Source organism: Streptomyces sp. SID13726, from assembly GCF_010548375.1.
In the GTDB taxonomy this organism is placed as follows: Bacteria; Actinomycetota; Actinomycetes; order Streptomycetales; family Streptomycetaceae; genus Streptomyces.
Genome location: NZ_JAAGLY010000013.1, coordinates 212,801 through 229,667, shown reverse-complemented (window position 1 = coordinate 229,667; position 16,867 = coordinate 212,801). Strand labels below are relative to the sequence as shown.

Sequence of the window (16,867 nt, the reverse complement as noted above, 5' to 3'; positions counted from 1 at the left end):
TTCGTGGCAGGACGTTTCGCTCCGCGGCCTACCCGTACGACTGTGCGCGGTGGGGAAGTCGCCGTGCCCACCCCCCGGCCCGGTGGGTCGGGGGACGCGGGCGGGCTGGTGCGGACCTGGGTGCCCGGGTGGCCCGTCGATCTCGGGCTGGTGCTCGGGGCGCTGCGGCGGGGGCCGGGGGATCCGACGTTCCGGGCGCTGCCCGACGGGTCCGTGTGGCGGGCCAGTCGTACGCCGGCCGGGCCCGGGACCCTGCGGGTGTCGGTCCGCAGCGGTGAGGTGCGCGGGGAGGCGTGGGGGCCGGGGGGCGAGTGGCTGCTCTCGCGGCTGCCGGAGTTGCTCGGGGCCGCGGACGATCCCGCGGCGTTCGTGCCTCGGCATCGGGTCGTCGCGCATTCCTGGCATCGGCGGCCGGGGTTGCGGCTGACGCGGACCGGGCTGGTGCTGGAGTCGTTGATTCCTTCCGTGCTGGAGCAGAAGGTCACGACCGATGAGGCGTATCGGGCCTGGCGGTTGCTCGTGCGGAAGTTCGGGGAGCCGGCGCCGGGGCCCGCCGCGGGTGGGCGGTTGTGGGTGATGCCCTCGCCTCGGGGGTGGGCGTTGATTCCGTCGTGGGAGTGGCACAGGGCGGGGGTCGACTACAAGCGGGCCTCGACGATTCTGCGGTGTGTGCGGGTGGCCGCGCGGCTGGAGGAGGCGGTGGGGATGGCTCCGGATGCGGCGCGGGCGCGGTTGGAGGTGGTGCCGGGGGTGGGGCCGTGGACTTCCGCGGAGGTGGTGCAGCGGAGTCATGGGGCGGCGGATGCGGTGACTGTGGGGGATCTGCATCTGCCGGGGATCGTGGGGTTCGCGCTCGCGGGGGATCGGGACGCGGATGATGCGGTGATGTTGTCGTTGCTGGAGCCGTATGCGGGCCAGCGGCATCGGGCGGCTCGGTTGATCTTGTTGAGTGGGCGGGTTCCTGGGCGGCGGGCGCCTCGGATGACTCGGGGGGATATCGGGCGGTTGTGACGTGGGGGTGCCCTGTGGGTTTTTTCGCCCCCGCCGCCCCTACCCGTCCCATCCCCAGGGGCTGCCGCCCCTTCGACCCCGCCCAGGGGGCGCCGCCCCCTGGACCCCCGCTCCTCAAACGCCGGAGGGGCTGAATTTGGCCGAATTGAGCCGCATTTATCTGAAATGCAGCTGGATTCAGTCGGATTCACTGGTCCGAAGAGAACCGCACCGCCCCCGCCGGGATCCTCGCGTCGCACCAGATCCTCATGCCGTCCCGTAGTTCGTTGTCGGGGCCGATGACCGCGCCGTCTCCTATCACCGTGCCGGTGAGGACGGAGCGTTCGCCGACTCGGGCTCGGGTGCCGATGAGGGAGTCGGTGATCACCGCGCCCGGTTCGATCACGGCGCCCGGGAGGATCGTGGAGCCGAAGACCCGGGCGCCCTCCGCGACGTACGCGCCCTCGCCGACCACCGTGCCGCCGGTCAGCTTGGCGTCGGGGGCGACGCGGGCCGTGGGGAGGACGAGGCGGTCGCCGCAGCGGCCGGGGATCGCGGGGGACGGGGCGCGGCCGAGGACCAGGTCCGCGGAGCCGCGGACGAAGGCGGCGGGGGTGCCGAGGTCCAGCCAGTAGGTGGAGTCGACCATGCCCTGGAGGTGGGCTCCGGCCGACAGGAGTTCGGGGAACGTCTCACGTTCGACCGAGACCGGGCGGCCCTGCGGGATCGTGTCGATGATCGAACGGCGGAAGACGTACGCCCCCGCGTTGATCTGGTCGGTGACGATCTCCTCGGGAGTCTGGGGCTTCTCCAGGAAGGCCAGGACCCGGCCCGTGGCGTCGGTGGGGACCAGGCCGTAGGCCCGGGGGTCCGTGACCTTGGTGAGGTGGAGGGAGACGTCCGCGCCCGTGGTCTCGTGGGTGCGGACCAGGGCCCTGATGTCCAGGCCGGTGAGGATGTCACCGTTGAAGATCAGGACCGGGTCGTCGGGGCCCGAGCGCAGCCGCGAGGCCACGTTGCGGATCGCGCCGCCGGTGCCGAGGGGCTCCTCCTCGGTGACGTACTCGAGGTGGAGGCCCAGCGACGAGCCGTCGCCGAAGTGCGGTTCGAAGACCTCGGCGAGATAGCTCGTCGCGAGGACTATGTGGTCGACGCCGGCCGCTCTCGCTCTGGCCAGCTGGTGGGTGAGGAAGGGCACCCCGGCCGCGCGGACCATGGGCTTCGGGGTGTGGACCGTCAGGGGTCGCAGCCTCGTGCCCTTGCCCCCGACCAGGAGGATCGCTTCTGTCACCTGTCGTCTCCGCTTCCTGCCGGGACCGGCCCGAACTGTCTTTCGACCGGCCAGTGTATGCAGACCGTTGTGCGGTGCCTTCGACGGCCGTGCGGCATTCCGCGCCTGCCCCCCGACGGCGGTGAACTGCGATGCGGCGAGACCCTCAGCGGCCCTGGTAGCGGGCCGCGGTGGAACGGGTCGAGCCGAGCTTGCTGTAGAGCAGCCGGCCGGGGCACTCCGTATTGAAGCCGTCCCGGTGACCGGAGATCACGTTCAGTCGTACATTCTTACCTTTTCGGTAGAGATTCCCACCCCCCGACTTCAGATATGTCTTTCCGCTCGGGTTGGCGCCGTACAGACCGAGCTTCCACGCCGTGAGCCGGGCGACCGCCTTCACCGCGGCGGCGGACGGCTTGGTGGACTCGTAGCTGCCGAGGACGGCGATCCCCACGCTGTTGGTGTTGAAACCGAGGGTGTGGGCGCCGAGGACCGGCTTCGCCACGCCACCGGCCCGGCCCTCGTAGATGTTTCCGCACTTGTCCACGAGGAAGTTGTAGCCGATGTCGCGCCAGCCCATGCTCTTGACGTGGTACCGGTAGATACCGCGAATGAGCGAGGGAGCCTGCGCACAGCTGTACCCGTTGCCGGACGCCGTGTGGTGCACGAAGGCCGCCTTGGCCTTCTTCGTGTAGACGAACTTCTTCTCGCGCAGCTTCTCGTCGGCGCCCCAGCCGCGCCGGGTGACGATCCGCGGGCGCGGTCCGATGTACGGCTTCACCCGCTGCTGCTCCGTCAACTCCCCCGCGCGCAGGGCGAACAGCTCCTGTTCGGTCTGCTTGCGGTCCAGCGCCGGGAGTTCGGTGGCGCCGAGGACGCCGAGCCCCGCGTTGGCGGCGGACGCGTCGGTCGCGGCGAGTGCGGCGAGTGCGGCGACCGGTTCGGCGGTGGGGGCGGAGCGGTGGGTTCCGCCACGCCGGGCGACCCCGCGCCGGGCGACCCCGCGCCGGTCGACACCGCTCCGGGCGACCTCCCCCTCGGCCGCCTCCCCCGGGTCCACCAGCTCCAGCCGCAGCCCCGTCGGAAGAGGCGCCGCCGCCACCGTCGTACGAGAGCCGTCGGCCTCGTCCTCGGCCGTGCGGTCGGTCTCCGCGCGGACCCGGGCCTCGACCCCGTCCGAGTCGCCCACCCACAGGGGTGCGGTGGCGCCGCGGACCTGGCCGGAGGTGCGCTCGGCGGTGCCGGGGTCGGCGGCGTCGTCGTTGTGGGTCTCCAGGTCCTGCCAGCCGGACCAGGTGTCGGTGCCGGCCGCGCGGGTGCGGACCTGGACGCTGCCGTGCAGGGCGGTGTCCGGGTCGTCCCAGACGACTCCGACGAGGGAGAAGTGCCGTACGTCCCGGCGGGACACGCCCTGTTCGCCGGCCGGGGCGAGGGTGCGGTCGCGGGCGACGGGCGCGAGCGGCAACGACTGGGTGCCGCCCAGGACTTCCGCGCTCGGCGCCGGTCTCGACGCCGTCACCGGCGCCTGGTGGGCCGCGACCGCGGGCGGGGTGAGCGGCAGGGCGAGAGCGGCCGCACAGGTGACACCGATCGAGGAAGCAAGAAATCCGCGCATGCTTCTGATCTTGGACATAGTCATATAAATCTGTCCATCGGGGAACTGACGGGCCGTCGGGTCCCGTTGCGCCGAACCGGTGGCCCGGCGCGGCGGTGCGCACCCACGCGCCCGCGTACGCTTTCCCGGGTGAACGCCACCGATCGCACCCCTGCCGACCTGCTGCGATCCGCGCTCGCCGCGGATCCCGGACGCCCCCTGGTGACCTTCTACGACGACGCCACGGGAGAACGTGTCGAATTGTCCGTGGCCACCTTCGCCAATTGGGTGGCCAAGACCTCGAACCTCCTCCAGGGCGACCTCGCCGCCGCGCCCGGCGACCGGGTGGCGCTGCTGCTGCCGGCGCACTGGCAGACGGCGGTCTGGCTGCTGGCGTGCGCGTCGGTCGGGGTCGTCGCCGACGTCGGCGGGGACCCGAAGGCCGCCGACGTGGTGGTGAGCGGGCCGGACTCCCTGGAGGCGGCTCTCGCGTGCTCCGGGGAACGGGTCGCGCTCGCGCTGCGGCCGTTGGGCGGGCGGTTCCCGCGGACCCCGGACGGGTTCGTGGACTACGCCGTCGAGGTGCCGAGCCAGGGGGACCGGTTCGCGCCGTTCTCTCCGGTGGATCCCAAGGAGCCCGCGCTGGTCGTGGGCGGGCGGGAGTTCAGCGGGGCGGAGGTCGTGGAGCGGGCTCGGGCCGAGGGGACGGGGGACCGTGTGCTGTCCGGCTTGGCCTACGACACCTGGGACGGGTTGAACGCCGGGTTGTACGGGCCGCTCGCCACCGGGGGGTCCGTGGTGCTGTGCCGCCATCTGGATCAGTTGGGCGACGAGGGGCTGGCCAAGCGGATCGAGAGCGAGCGGGTGGCCGTGGTGCGCCGCTAAGAGAGGGTGGCCGTGGTGCGCCGCTGAGAGCGCGGTGACGGGGACACTCGGCGGATACCAGCCCGTCGTGGCCGGTGGCGCCCACCCGACGGACCCGCACATCGACACAGCCCCGCACCCCTGGCCGGACCAGTCACCCGTACGGCCCAGCCCAGGACGCTTCCCGCTCCCAGGTCGCGCCATGGTCGTAGGACGAGACTCCTACGACACCAGGGGGCACCCGCCGTGACCGACAGCGCAGGCACCCTCGGGCCCGGCGCGGGGTCGTCCGCGAGCGGGAAGGGGCTCATACGGCGGCGTCGGCGCAGGCGGGTCCGGTACGGAGGGCTCGCCCTGGGCGTGGTCGCCGCCGCGCTTGCCGGTGCCGGGTGGGCCGCCTACGCCAAGCTCGACGGGAACATCACGCCCGACGACGCGGCCGCCGCCGAGCTCGCCCGGTACGAGAAGGAGCGGCCGACCTCGCTGGTCAAGGACGCGCAGAACATCCTGCTGATCGGATCGGACTCACGGTCGGGGGACGGCAACGCCCGGTACGGGCGGGACTCCGGGACCGAGCGGTCCGACACCACGATCCTGCTGCATCTGGCCGCCGGGCGACGCACCGCGACCGCCGTCTCGCTGCCCCGCGACCTGATGGTGGACGTGCCCGCGTGTCTGCGGCCTGACGGCACCCGCAGCGAGCCCATGTTCGCGATGTTCAACTACGCCTTTCAGAAGGGCGGTTCGGCCTGCACGATCCGAACCGTCGAGAAACTCACGGACATTCGCGTGGATCATCACATGGTGGTCGACTTCCACGGCTTCAAGGACATGGTGGACGCCGTCGACGGAGTCGCCGTCTGCCTCGCCGAACCGATCCACGACAAGGCCGCCAAGCTGCGGCTTCCGTCGGGCCGGGTGACGCTCGACGGTGAGGAGGCGCTCGGCTATGTGCGGGCCCGCAAGTCCCTCGGCAACGGCAGCGACACCGACCGGATGGACCGTCAGCAGCGCTTTCTCGGGGCGCTGGTCAACAAGGTGCAGAGCAATGACGTACTGCTGAATCCGGTGAAGCTCTATCCGGTGCTGGACGCGGCGACTTCCTCGCTCACCACCGACCCGGACCTCGCGAGCCTGCGCGGGCTCTACGAACTCGTGCGCGGGCTGCGGGACATCCCCGCCGGGCGGGTGCAATTCCTGACCGTGCCGCGGGAGTCGTACGTCTACAACGCCAATCGCGATCAACTCGTGGAGCCGGAGGCCCAACGGCTTTTCGAACGGCTGCGCAAGGACGCACCGGTGAAGGTGACGGAGAAAGCCCCGAAAGTTTCAGAACTTTCTCATCGACCTCGCCGCGAAGAAAGCTATGGAGAAACTGAGAACGGCGGTGGAGTGCCCGCCTTCCGCGGCAACACGGCCGCCGAGGACACCTGCGAGTAAAGCATTCACCAAGGGCGTGCAGCGGTGTCCGGGCAAATGGGCGGATTGCCCGGTTGTAGGGACGTGGAATTTGTCACCGCCGTAACCTGTCGGCGAATCGGACGGCTAGTGTGAGCGCTCCGGTGCATCCGGCCGACGGAGGATTCAGCAACCGTGGACGCACAAGGCCGTGGACGGGCGGGCGACATCGATCCAGCCGACCAGTGGGTGCTCAACCCGAACACCGGTGAATACGAACTGCGACTGACCCCTTCCGCACCGCAGTCGGGCGTTCCCGGACCGCGCAGGTCGGCGCCCGCCGTGGACAGCAGGACGGCCGCGCCCGTGGCCCCCGGCCGCGACGTCCCGCCGCCGCGCAGGCGCCGGGGCGCACCGGAGGAGCCGTTGCCGGGCCGACGCGGGCACCGGCCGGCCAAGAAGAAGTCGAAGGCGAAGAAGGCGCTGCTGTGGACCGGCGGCACCATGGCCTTCGTGCTCGTCGCGGCGGCGGGCGGCGGCTACCTCTACATCCGGCACCTCAACGGCAACATCACCTCCGTCTCCGACGACGGCGCGAGCACCGGTGGCTTCCAGACCGACAAGGCGATCAACATCCTGCTGATCGGCACCGACAAGCGCACCGGCGCGGGCAACGAGAGCTACGGCGACTCCGGCAGCGTGGGCCACGCGGACACCACGATCCTGCTGCACGTCTCCAAGGACCGGACGAACGCGACCGCGCTCAGCATCCCGCGCGACCTGATCGTGGACGTCCCCGACTGTCCGACCACGCAGGACGACGGCTCGACGAAGGTGATCGCGGGCACCGACGACGTCCGCTTCAACACCAGCCTCGGACAGGACGGCCGTACGCCCAGCTGCACGGTGCGGACCGTGACCGAGCTGACCGGGATCCAGGCCGACAACTTCATGGTGGCCGACTTCAACGCGGTCAAGACGCTGACCACGGCGGTCGGCGGGGTCGAGGTCTGCCTGGCGAAGGACATCAACGACAAGGACTCCAAGCTCAAGCTGTCGAAGGGCAAGCACACCATCTCGGGTGAGGACGCCCTCGCGTTCGTGCGCACCCGGCACTCGGTGGGCTTCGGCGGCGACCTGAGCCGGATCGGGCTCCAGCAGCAGTTCCTGAGCGCGCTGATGCGGAAGCTGAAGTCGAACGACACGCTCACCAACCCGGCGAAGATGATCAAGCTGGCGGAGGCGGGCACCAAGGCACTGACCGTCGACTCGCAGCTGGACAGCATCTCCAAGCTGAAGGACCTCGGTCTGGAGCTGGGCAAGCTCAACGTGAAGAACCTGACCTTCACCACCGTGCCGGTCGTCGACAACCCGGCGGAGAAGGTGAAGGCGACCGTCGTCCTCAACGACTCCACGGCGCCCACCGTGTTCGACATGATCAAGAACGACGTGTCGTTCACCGAGGTGAAGAAGAAGGCCAGCGCGTCGAAGAGCGCCGAGGCGGCCGAGGAGGCGGCCCGGCTCAAGGGCACCAAGTCCGCCGCCGCCGACGTACGGGTGCGCATCCTCAACGGCGGTGCGGCGGCGGGCAGCGCGCAGGCCGAGCTGGAGTACCTCCAGAACGAGGAGGGCGTGCTGAAGTCGGAGAACGCGGGCAACGCGGACGCGTCGCCGGCGAGGACGACCCTGGAGTACGCCCCCGACCAGGCCGACCAGGCGCGCCGGCTCGCGGCCATCCTGGGCCTGTCCGGGGCGCAGCTCAAGCCCGGCAAGAGCGTGACCAACTCCCAGGGTCTGCCCACCATGTCGCTCACCCTGGGCAAGGACTTCAAGGGCGCCGGGGTGTCCTTCACCACGGCGACGAAGGCACCGGAGGGGGTGCAGCAGTCCACGGCCGACAAGGTCGAGTGCGCCAAGTGAGGTCCGGGGGCGTGCCGTTGTGCGCCCACCGCCGGTGATCGCACGGTCTCGGAGCGTCCCCTCGGCCGGGGCTCTCGGGCCCGTGTGCCGGGCGCAGCGGTGCGGGCGGGACGTTGTCCGCCGGTTCCGCGGTGACCTGAGGGGCCTGTCGTGCGTCTAACCAGTCGCACGGCAGGTCTTTTCGTTGGTTCGGTGTGAGGGTGGGGAGACAGGGGATGGCGTACAGCGATGTGCACGAGGAGGGGGCGCGGCCGGATTCCCGGCCCGCTCCAGCGCCGGAGCCGCCGGAATCCGGCCTGGACGGCGGCGGGCGGCACGGGCGGCGGCGCGGGCCGCGCAAGCACCGGGTACTGAGATGGTCCGCGGCCACGCTCGCCGTGCTGATACTCGGATCCGGTGGCGCCGGATACCTCTACTACGAGCATCTCAACGGCAACATCCGCAAGGGCGAGCGCAGCAGCGGCGACTCCAAGGCGCGCAGGACCGGGGCCAACGCGGCCGGGCAGACCCCGCTGAACATCCTGCTGATCGGTTCGGACAGCCGTAACTCCGACGAGAACGTCAAGCTCGGCGGCAGCCGGGACAACCGCGGCAACCCGCCGCTGGGCGACGTGCAGATGCTGATCCACCTCTCCGCGGACCGCAAGAGCGCCGCGATGGTCAGCATCCCGCGCGACACCCGGGTCGACATACCCGAGTGCAAGGACCCGGACACCGGCAGGACCTACCCGGCGACCACCGACATCATCAACACCTCGCTGGCCCGCGGCGGGGCCGGCTGCACGCTCGCCACCTGGCAGAACCTCACCGGGGTCTACATCGACCACTGGATGACGATCGACTTCTCGGGCGTGGTGCGGATGGCGGACGCCATCGGCGGCGTCAACGTCTGTGTACGGCAGAACGTGTGGGACCGCCCGACGGCCGCGGTGCCCGGCGGCTCCGGGCTGAAGATGCGGGCCGGGACGCACAAGGTGCAGGGCAAGGAGGCGCTGCAGTGGCTGCGCACCCGGCACGCCTGGGGCAGCGACCTGATGCGGGCCAGGGCCCAGCACATGTACCTGAACTCGATGATCCGCACGCTGAAGGGGCAGAACGTCTTCACCGACACCCCGCGGCTGATGGACCTGGCCGAGGCGGCCACGAAGTCCCTCCAGGTGTCCGAGGAGATCGGCACCGTCAAGAAGCTCTACGACCTGGGCACCCAGCTCAAGTCGGTGCCGACGGACCGCATCACCTCCGTGACGATGCCGAACGTCGAGGACCCGCAGAACCGGGACCACGTCGTCCCCGACGGCGCGAACGCCGACAAGCTGTGGGAGATGCTCCGCGACGACGTGGCCCTCGACGACAAGGGCGGCAAGGGCAGGTCGTCCGGCGGGAAGAAGCCCGCGGAGAGCACGAAGGCCCCCTCCGCTCCCGACGCCCGGATCGGTGTCGTCGTGCAGAACGCCACCGCCACCTCCACGCTCGGCCCGGTGAGCGGACGCGCGGGCGCGCTCGCCGAGGAGCTCGTGCGGAAAGGTTTCTCGCAGGCCTCCAAGGACGCCACGACCGGCCTCTCCGAGGACCGCACGGTGGTGCGCTACCCCAGCGCCGACCTGGAGGGCGACGCCCAGCGGATCGCCAAGTCCCTGGGGATTCCGCTGAGTTCGGTGAAGAAGTCGACCGATGTGTCAGGAGTCACGCTGGTCGTGGGCGCCGACTGGCGCAACGGGACGGCGTATCCGAAGCGGTCCGAGCCCAAGGCCGGTGACCTGCCGGGGAACTCGGACGCCATCAACGGCTCCGACACCAAGCAGTGCATGGACGTCTACGCGCCCTATCGCTGGTAGTCGAACGGTACGCCCCGGGCGTACGTACATACTTACAGAATCGGAACAGGAACAACTCACGTCGCTCAAAGCCCGACCGGGCGGCTAGTGTGAGCGATCCAGGGACCCCCGGGCACACGTCTGCCCAGGGGTCGAGCACTGTGTTGACCAACACCCGTGCGCTTCCGGGGGAGGCGCCGCGTGGCCCTGACGGAGGATTCGGACAGCCGTGGACGCACAAGGCCGTGGGCGGGCGGACAACGTCGATCCCGCAGACCAGTGGGTGCTCAATCCGAACACCGGTGAATACGAACTGCGACTGACCCCTTCCGCACCGCAGTCGGCCGTTCCCGGACCGCGTAGATCGGCGCCCTCCCCGAGCAGGGTCGGCGCGGGCGTCCCGGGCAGTCGTACGACGGCCCCCGTGGCCCCCGGCCGGGACGTCCCGCCGCCGCGCAGGCGCCGGGGCGTGCCCGAGGAGCCGCTGCCGGGGCGGCGCGGGCGGCGGCCGGTCAAGCAGAAGTCCAAGGCCAGGAAGGTGCTGCTGTGGACCGGCGGCACCATGGCCTTCGCGCTGGTCGCCACGGCGGGCGGCGGCTACTTCTACCTCAAGCACCTGGAGGGCAACGTCGGCACGACCGACGTCGGTGACGCGGCCGCGAGCAGCTTCAGCAAGGACGAGGCCTTCAACATCCTCATCATCGGCACCGACAAGCGCACCGGTGAGGGCAACGAGGGCTACGGCGACGCGGGCAGCGTGGGCCACGCGGACACCAACATCCTGCTGCACGTCTCCAAGGACCGGACGAACGCGACCGCGCTCAGCATCCCGCGCGACCTGATCGTGGACGTGCCGGACTGCGACACCAAGCAGGAGGACGGCACCAGCAAGGTCGTCGCGGGCACCGAGGACGTCCGCTTCAACACGAGCCTCGGACAGGACGGCCGGGACGCGGGCTGCACGATGCGTACGGTCGAGGCGGCCACCGGGATCAAGCCGGACCACTTCGTGATGGCCGACTTCAACGCGGTGAAGACCCTGACCTCCGCGGTGGGCGGGGTCGAGGTGTGCGTGGAGAAGGCCGTGGACGACAAGCAGTCCAAGCTCAAGCTGCCCGCGGGCAAGTCGACCGTCGAGGGCGAGCAGGCCCTCGCGTTCGTCCGCACCCGGCACGCCTTCGGCAACCAGGGCGACCTGGACCGGATCAAGGTGCAGCAGCAGTTCCTGGGCTCGCTGATGCGGCAGATGACCTCGGGCGACACCCTCACCAGCCCCACCAAGCTGCTGAAGCTGGCGGAGGCCGCGACCAACGCGCTCACCGTGGACAGCGCGATCGGCAAGGTCGGCACGCTCAAGGACATCGCCCTGGAGCTGAAGAAGGTGCCGACGAAGAACATCAGCTTCATGACGATCCCGGTGGTCGACAACCCCGCCGAGACGGTCAAGGCGACGGTGGTCGTCGACCAGACGCGGGCTCCGGAGATCTTCGACGCCATCACCGGCGACGTCTCGTTCACCGAGGTCAAGGCGCAGGAGAAGAAGGAGAAGGCGGAGGTCGCCGCGCGGCTCAAGGGCACCAAGTCGGCCGCCGCCGACGTACGGGTGCAGATCCTCAACGGCGGTGCCGCGGCGGGCAGCGCCCAGCAGCAGCTGGCGTACCTCCAGACCGAGGCGGGCGTGACCAAGTCCGACAACGCGGGCAACGCCGAGGCGGACCTCGCGAAGACGACCCTGGAGTACGACCCCGACCAGGCCGACCAGGCCCGCCGTCTCGCCGACATCATGGGCCTGTCCGGCGCGGCCCTGAAGCCCGGCAAGAGCGTCACCAACGCCCAGGGCCTCCCGGCCATGACCCTCACCCTCGGCAAGGACTTCAAGGGCGCGGGCGTGAAGCTGAACTCCTCCGCGCCGGCCGCGTCGAACGTGGAGAAGTCCACGGCGGACAAGGTGCAGTGCGCGAGCTGAGGGGTACGGCGGGGCCGGGCCGCCTCTCGGTGCCGGGCTGACACGAACGGCAACTCCCAGGTCTCGCACAGGTTCATGGGGCAACCTCGCGGGCCCGTCGTATGTCTAAGACGTGCGGCGGGCCCGCTGCATGGCGTGCGGGTCCGGGTGGGTGGGGTGGGAGGACGGGAACGTTGACAACGCAATACAGGGTGCAGGACGTCGCGCCGGACACCGCGGGGGACGGTGGGGGCAGCACTCGGGCACCGCGCAAGCACCGGGTGCTGAGATGGTCCGCGGCCACGCTCACGGTGCTGATACTCGCGGTGGCCGGGACCGGCTACCTCTACTACCGGCACCTGAACGCCAACATCGAGCAGGACGACCTGAACCTGGGCGACAACAAGGTCGCCGGGCCGACACCGAACGCGGCCGGGCAGACCCCGCTGAACATCCTGGTCATCGGCTCGGACGCGCGGGACAGCAAGGAGAACCAGGAACTCGGCGGCGCCCGGGAGACCTTCGGCTCCACTCCGCTCGCGGATGTGCAGATGCTGCTGCACCTGTCCGCCGACCGCTCCAACCTGTCGGTCGTGAGCATGCCCCGCGACACCCTCGTCAAGATCCCCAAGTGCACCGACCCGGACGACGGCAAGGTGTACGCGGCCAGCGAGGGCCGGGTGATGACCAACCAGAGCCTCGGCCACGGCGGTCCCGGCTGCACGGTGGCCACCTGGCAGGAGCTGACCGGCATCCGCATCGACCACTTCATGATGGTCGACTTCTCGGGCGTGGTCTCCATGGCGGACGCCATCGGCGGGGTCCCGGTCTGCGTGGACGCCAACATCCACTCGCGCGACAGCCAGGGGCACGGCTCGGGGCTGAAGCTGGAGAAGGGCACGCACCCGGTCAAGGGCGTGCAGGCGCTCCAGTGGCTGCGCACCCGCTACGGCTTCGAGGACGGCAGCGACCTCGCCCGGGCCAAGGCCCAGCACATGTACATGAACTCGATGGTCCGCGAGCTGCGCGAGAACGCCACCCTCTCCAGCCCGAACAAGCTGCGCAAGCTCGCCGAGCAGGCCACGAGGGCCATCACCGTCGACTCGGGGCTCGGCACCGTCAAGAAGCTCTACGACCTCAGCAACGAGCTGCGCAAGGTCGAGCCGTCCCGCATCACGATGACGACCATGCCGAACCGCTACGTCGGCGCCCGCGTGGAGCCCACCGAGGACGCCGAGCAGCTGTTCCGGCTGGTGCGCGAGGACATCGCGCTGGACGGCAAGGACGCGAAGAAGGCGACCGCGCAGAAGACCGCGGAGGCGTCCGCCACCCCCGCCGCCGCCGAGGACAAGGACGAGATCGGGGTCCTGGTCCAGAACGGCACCCGCACCGACACCCTGGCCGCGGCGAGCGGCCGCGCGAGCACGGTCGCCGGGCTCCTGGTGGAGAAGGGCTACACCAAGGCGTCCTCCGACCGCTCCGCGTCCCTCAGCGAGGCGAAGACGCTCGTCCGCTACCCGAGCGCGGAGCTGGAGTCGGATGCCCTCGCGGTCGCCAAGTCCCTGGGGATTCCCACGAGTTCGGTGAAGAAGTCGACCGATGTCTCAGGGGTCACGCTCGTCGTGGGCGCCGACTGGCGCGAGGGTACGGCGTACAAGGCGGCCAAGCAGGACGACACCACCCCGAAGACGGCTGAAGCCCTCAACGGGGCGGACGAGTCGGCCTGTATGCACGTGAACCCGGGGTTCACCTGGTGAGCTGACTCACGCCTCGCTCAGCACCGCCGGGCGCCGCGAGGCGATGACCCGCTTCGCCAGTGAACGGGGGCTGGTCAGAAAGCCGTAGCCCCACGACATGTGCATGGTGGCGAGCGCCACGGGGATCTGGAGGCGGGCCTTCAGCGGCAGCCCCTTGCCGGCGGGCAGCGAGCCCAGCACGATCGCCGCGAGGTACCCGCCCGGGATCACGAAGCCGAGCGGGGTCAGCGCGGCGCCGACCACGATGCCGGCCGCGATGGCGCACACCGCGGTCGGCGGGGCGAGGTAGCGCAGGTTGATGGAGCCCTCGTGGTAGCGGGCGACGACGTGCCGCCAGCGGCCGTAGTCCTTGTACTGCTTGGCGAGGGCCTTCACCGACGGCCTCGGGCGGTACGACACCTTCAGCTCCGGCGAGAACCAGATCAGCCCGCCCGCCTCACGGATGCGGAAGTTCAGCTCCCAGTCCTGGGCGCGGATGAACTCCTCGTTGTAGCCGCCCTGTTGCTCCAGGGCCTCGCGCCGGAAGACACCGAGGTAGACGGTCTCGGCCTGCTGGGCCGCTCCCCCGGTGTGGAAGGCCGCGTTGCCCACGCCGATCTTCGAGGTCATGGCGGCGGCGACCGCGTGCTCCCAGTCGTTCTCGCCCTCGGCGTGCATGATCCCGCCGACGTTCTGCGCGCCGGTCTCCTCCAGGAGCCGTACGGCGGTGGCGATGTAGTTCGGCGAGAGGATGCCGTGCCCGTCGACGCGGACGACGATCGGGTGGCGGGAGGCCTTGATCGCGGCGTTGAGGGCGGCGGGGGTGCGGCCGGTGGGGTTCGGGACGGTGTGGACGCGCGGGTCTTCGCTCACGAGCTCGGCGGCGATCTCGTCCGTACGGTCCTTGGACGGACCGAGGGCGATCACGACCTCCATCTCGCCGGCGTACTCCTGCGCGAGGATCGCTTGGACGGCTCCGCGCAGATGCCGCTCCTCGTCGAGGACGGGCATGATCACGGACACGGCGGGGAGCTGCACGTCGGGCTTGGCGTTCATAGGGGGCTCACGTTACCGCGAACGGGGGACAGCGTTGCGCGCCGCCGGGGGCGGTGCACCGGGCGGCAGATCGTATGGGCCTACGGTGCTCAGGATCCCTCGTTCGGCTGTTCTCGCGGAGGTGTCCCCCATGCCCGCCACGCCGCCCAGATCCTCCGCCCCCCGCCCCCGCCCACCGCAGCGCAGGCCCTCCCGGCCACCCGTACGACGCAAGCGCCCGCGCTGGGCCATGCGGGCGGCGACCACCCTGTCCGTGGTGGTGCTCGCCTCCGCCGGGATCGGGCACGCGGTGGTGACCAGCCTCGACGCGGACATCGCGCGCGTGGACCCGTTCAAGGACATGAAGAACCGGCCGCGCGCCGGGCACGGCATGAACGTCCTGCTGGTCGGCACCGACGGCCGCGACAAGATCACCGAGGCAGAGCGGCAGAAGTACCGGCTCGGCGGGGCGCCCTGCCACTGCACCGACACGATCATGATCGTGCACATCTCGGAGGACCGGGAGCGGGCCAGCGTGGTGAGCCTGCCGCGCGACTCGTACGCGATGACTCCCGCGCACGTCGACGAGACCACGGGGGAACGGCACCACGGACACCCCATCAAGATCAACGCGGCGTACGCGGAGGGCGGTCCGCAGCTGACGGTCAGGACCGTGGAGGCCATGACCCACGTCAAGATCGACCACTATCTGGAGGTCGACTTCACCAGCTTCATGAAGACGGTGGACGTCCTCGGCGGGGTGGAGATCTGCAACGCCGACCCGCTGAAGGACTCCTACACCGGTCTCGACCTGGCCGCGGGACGCCACCTGCTGATGGGCGGCCAGGCCCTCCAGTACGTCCGCTCCCGGCACGCCGACGGGTCCTCCGACCTCGGCCGGATGAAGCGGCAGCAACGGTTCCTCGCGGCCCTGATCGACCGGGCGACCTCGTCCGGCATCCTCCTGAACCCCATGAAGTTCCGCGACGTGACCCGGGCCGTCCTCGGCTCCGTACGCGCCGACAAGGGCTTCGGCACGGACGAGCTGCTCGACCTGGGCCGCGCGATGCGCAACTTCTCCCCCTCGTCGTCGGAGTTCACGACCGTGCCGATCGGTCAGATGGGATACGTCGTCAAGGGCGTCGGCTCGACCCTGAAGTGGGACCCGGTGAAGTCCTCGCGGCTGTTCGGGGCCCTGCGCGAGGACCAGCCGCTGGCCGCGCACAAGGTGCAGAGCAAGGCGCTGCTCGTCCCCGTGGCCCCGCAGCAGATCCGCGTCCAGGTCGAGAACGGCACGGCGACCGGCGGGCTCGGCAAGCGCGTGGACGCGGCGCTGGCGTCCACGGGATTCCGCACGACGGGCAACCCGGCGACCTCCACCGAGCACACGGTCACACGCACGGTCGTCTCCTACGACCCCCGCTGGGACCGCTCGGCCCGCTCACTGGCGGCGGCCCTGCCCGGGAGCGAGCTGCGGGCCGTCAAGGGCCAGGGCGCCGTACTGAAGGTGATCGCGGGCACGGACTTCGAGAAGGTCCGCAAGGTACGCGCCGAGGACGAGAGCCAGGGGGAGTCCGGGGTGGTCACGGGGGACGAGGTGGGGTGCGCGTAGCGGGGACCGGGTGACCGGGGTCGGCCGGGCGGCGGTTGTGCCGGCCGCCCTCCGCGTCGCCGGCCGGCTCCTGTTTGTCCGCGCCCAGGAGCTGACGGACCGGGGCCGAGCGGAGCGGGGGCCGGCTCGGCGCCGGTGTGGGGAGAAGCCAGGCTGAGCCAGGCTCCGGCCGGGTTCCGCCCGATGTGTGTCAGCCCCGTGGCGGACGGGGCCGGACGGGCGTAGGACGGAAGGCGACGGGGCCCGCCCCGGGCTCCCGCGTCCCTCAGGAGGAGCCATGACCCAGGCCGAGAGCATGTCCGCGATGAGCAAGGAGACGCAGGACTGCGTGGCGGCGTGCATGGACTGCCACAGCGTGTGCGAGGAGACCATGAGCTCCGTCATGCAGATGGGCGGGCAGGCGCAGATGAGGGTCATGCGCGCGCTCATGGACTGCGCGGACCTGACCCGGATGTGCGCGGACATGATGATGCGCCGCTCGCCCCTGTCGGCGGAGATGTGCGCGATGTGCGCCAAGGCCTGCGAGATGTGCGCCGAGGCGTGCATGTCCATGCCGGACGATCCCCAGCTGATGCGCTGCGCGGAGGCGTGTCGCCGCTGTGCGGAGACCTGCCGGACGACGGCGGGCATGGCGATGTGAGACCCCCGCCGCCCGCCGGCGCACGAGAAGGGCCGGTCCACCGGACCGG

12 protein-coding genes are annotated in these 16,867 nt (G+C 70.7%); 9 read left to right on the top strand and 3 right to left on the bottom strand.

Features of this window, described 5'->3' with window-relative positions:
* Positions 1–3: 3 nt before the first annotated feature.
* Positions 4–1,011 carry a DNA-3-methyladenine glycosylase 2 family protein gene (locus tag G3I78_RS30385; protein WP_164430294.1) on the top strand — a complete coding sequence of 336 codons (1,008 nt, stop codon included), beginning with the start codon at positions 4–6 and terminating at the stop codon, positions 1,009–1,011.
* Positions 1,012–1,198: 187 nt separating this feature from the next.
* On the opposite strand, the gene G3I78_RS30380 is transcribed toward G3I78_RS30385, so the two are convergent.
* Together G3I78_RS30380 and G3I78_RS30375 are read right to left on the bottom strand one after the other, a co-directional pair.
* The gene (locus G3I78_RS30380; RefSeq protein ID WP_164430292.1) at positions 1,199–2,281 is read right to left on the bottom strand and encodes an NDP-sugar synthase; all 1,083 of its coding nucleotides are present in this window, start codon (positions 2,279–2,281) and stop codon (positions 1,199–1,201) included.
* Positions 2,282–2,426: 145 nt separating this feature from the next.
* Positions 2,427–3,875: a peptidoglycan recognition protein gene (locus G3I78_RS30375; RefSeq protein ID WP_164430290.1), complete on the bottom strand. Its 1,449-nt coding sequence runs from the start codon at positions 3,873–3,875 to the stop codon at positions 2,427–2,429.
* Positions 3,876–4,004: 129 nt separating this feature from the next.
* On the opposite strand from G3I78_RS30375, the gene G3I78_RS30370 reads away from it, so the two are divergent.
* The 6 genes from G3I78_RS30370 (at position 4,005) to G3I78_RS30345 (ending at position 13,552) form a co-directional block, all read left to right on the top strand.
* A complete protein-coding gene (locus tag G3I78_RS30370; RefSeq protein ID WP_164430288.1) occupies positions 4,005–4,739 on the top strand; it encodes a TIGR03089 family protein in 735 nt (244 codons plus the stop codon).
* 225 nt (positions 4,740–4,964) lie between these two features.
* Positions 4,965–6,158 carry an LCP family protein gene (locus G3I78_RS30365; protein ID WP_164430286.1) on the top strand — a complete coding sequence of 398 codons (1,194 nt, stop codon included), beginning with the start codon at positions 4,965–4,967 and terminating at the stop codon, positions 6,156–6,158.
* A 153-nt stretch (positions 6,159–6,311) separates the two neighbouring features.
* Positions 6,312–8,036, top strand: coding sequence for an LCP family protein (locus G3I78_RS30360; protein WP_164430284.1), 1,725 nt, complete (start codon positions 6,312–6,314; stop codon positions 8,034–8,036).
* Positions 8,037–8,251: 215 nt separating this feature from the next.
* The gene (locus G3I78_RS30355; protein ID WP_164430283.1) at positions 8,252–9,871 is read left to right on the top strand and encodes an LCP family protein; all 1,620 of its coding nucleotides are present in this window, start codon (positions 8,252–8,254) and stop codon (positions 9,869–9,871) included.
* Positions 9,872–10,079: 208 nt separating this feature from the next.
* Positions 10,080–11,816, top strand: coding sequence for an LCP family protein (locus G3I78_RS30350; protein WP_164430281.1), 1,737 nt, complete (start codon positions 10,080–10,082; stop codon positions 11,814–11,816).
* Positions 11,817–12,007: 191 nt separating this feature from the next.
* Positions 12,008–13,552 (top strand): LCP family protein, encoded by a 1,545-nt coding sequence (locus G3I78_RS30345; protein WP_164430377.1) that lies wholly within the window; start codon positions 12,008–12,010, stop codon positions 13,550–13,552.
* Positions 13,553–13,558: 6 nt separating this feature from the next.
* Here G3I78_RS30345 and G3I78_RS30340 read toward each other — a convergent pair whose 3' ends face one another.
* Positions 13,559–14,587: a glycosyltransferase family 2 protein gene (locus G3I78_RS30340; RefSeq protein ID WP_164430280.1), complete on the bottom strand. Its 1,029-nt coding sequence runs from the start codon at positions 14,585–14,587 to the stop codon at positions 13,559–13,561.
* Between the two features lie 130 nt (positions 14,588–14,717).
* Between G3I78_RS30340 and G3I78_RS30335 the strand changes: the two genes are divergently transcribed.
* Positions 14,718–16,178 (top strand): LCP family protein, encoded by a 1,461-nt coding sequence (locus G3I78_RS30335; protein ID WP_164430279.1) that lies wholly within the window; start codon positions 14,718–14,720, stop codon positions 16,176–16,178.
* Positions 16,179–16,455: 277 nt separating this feature from the next.
* On the top strand, positions 16,456–16,818 hold the full coding sequence (locus G3I78_RS30330) for a four-helix bundle copper-binding protein (protein WP_164430278.1): 363 nt from the start codon (positions 16,456–16,458) through the stop codon (positions 16,816–16,818).
* The last annotated feature ends 49 nt before the right edge of the window (positions 16,819–16,867 follow it).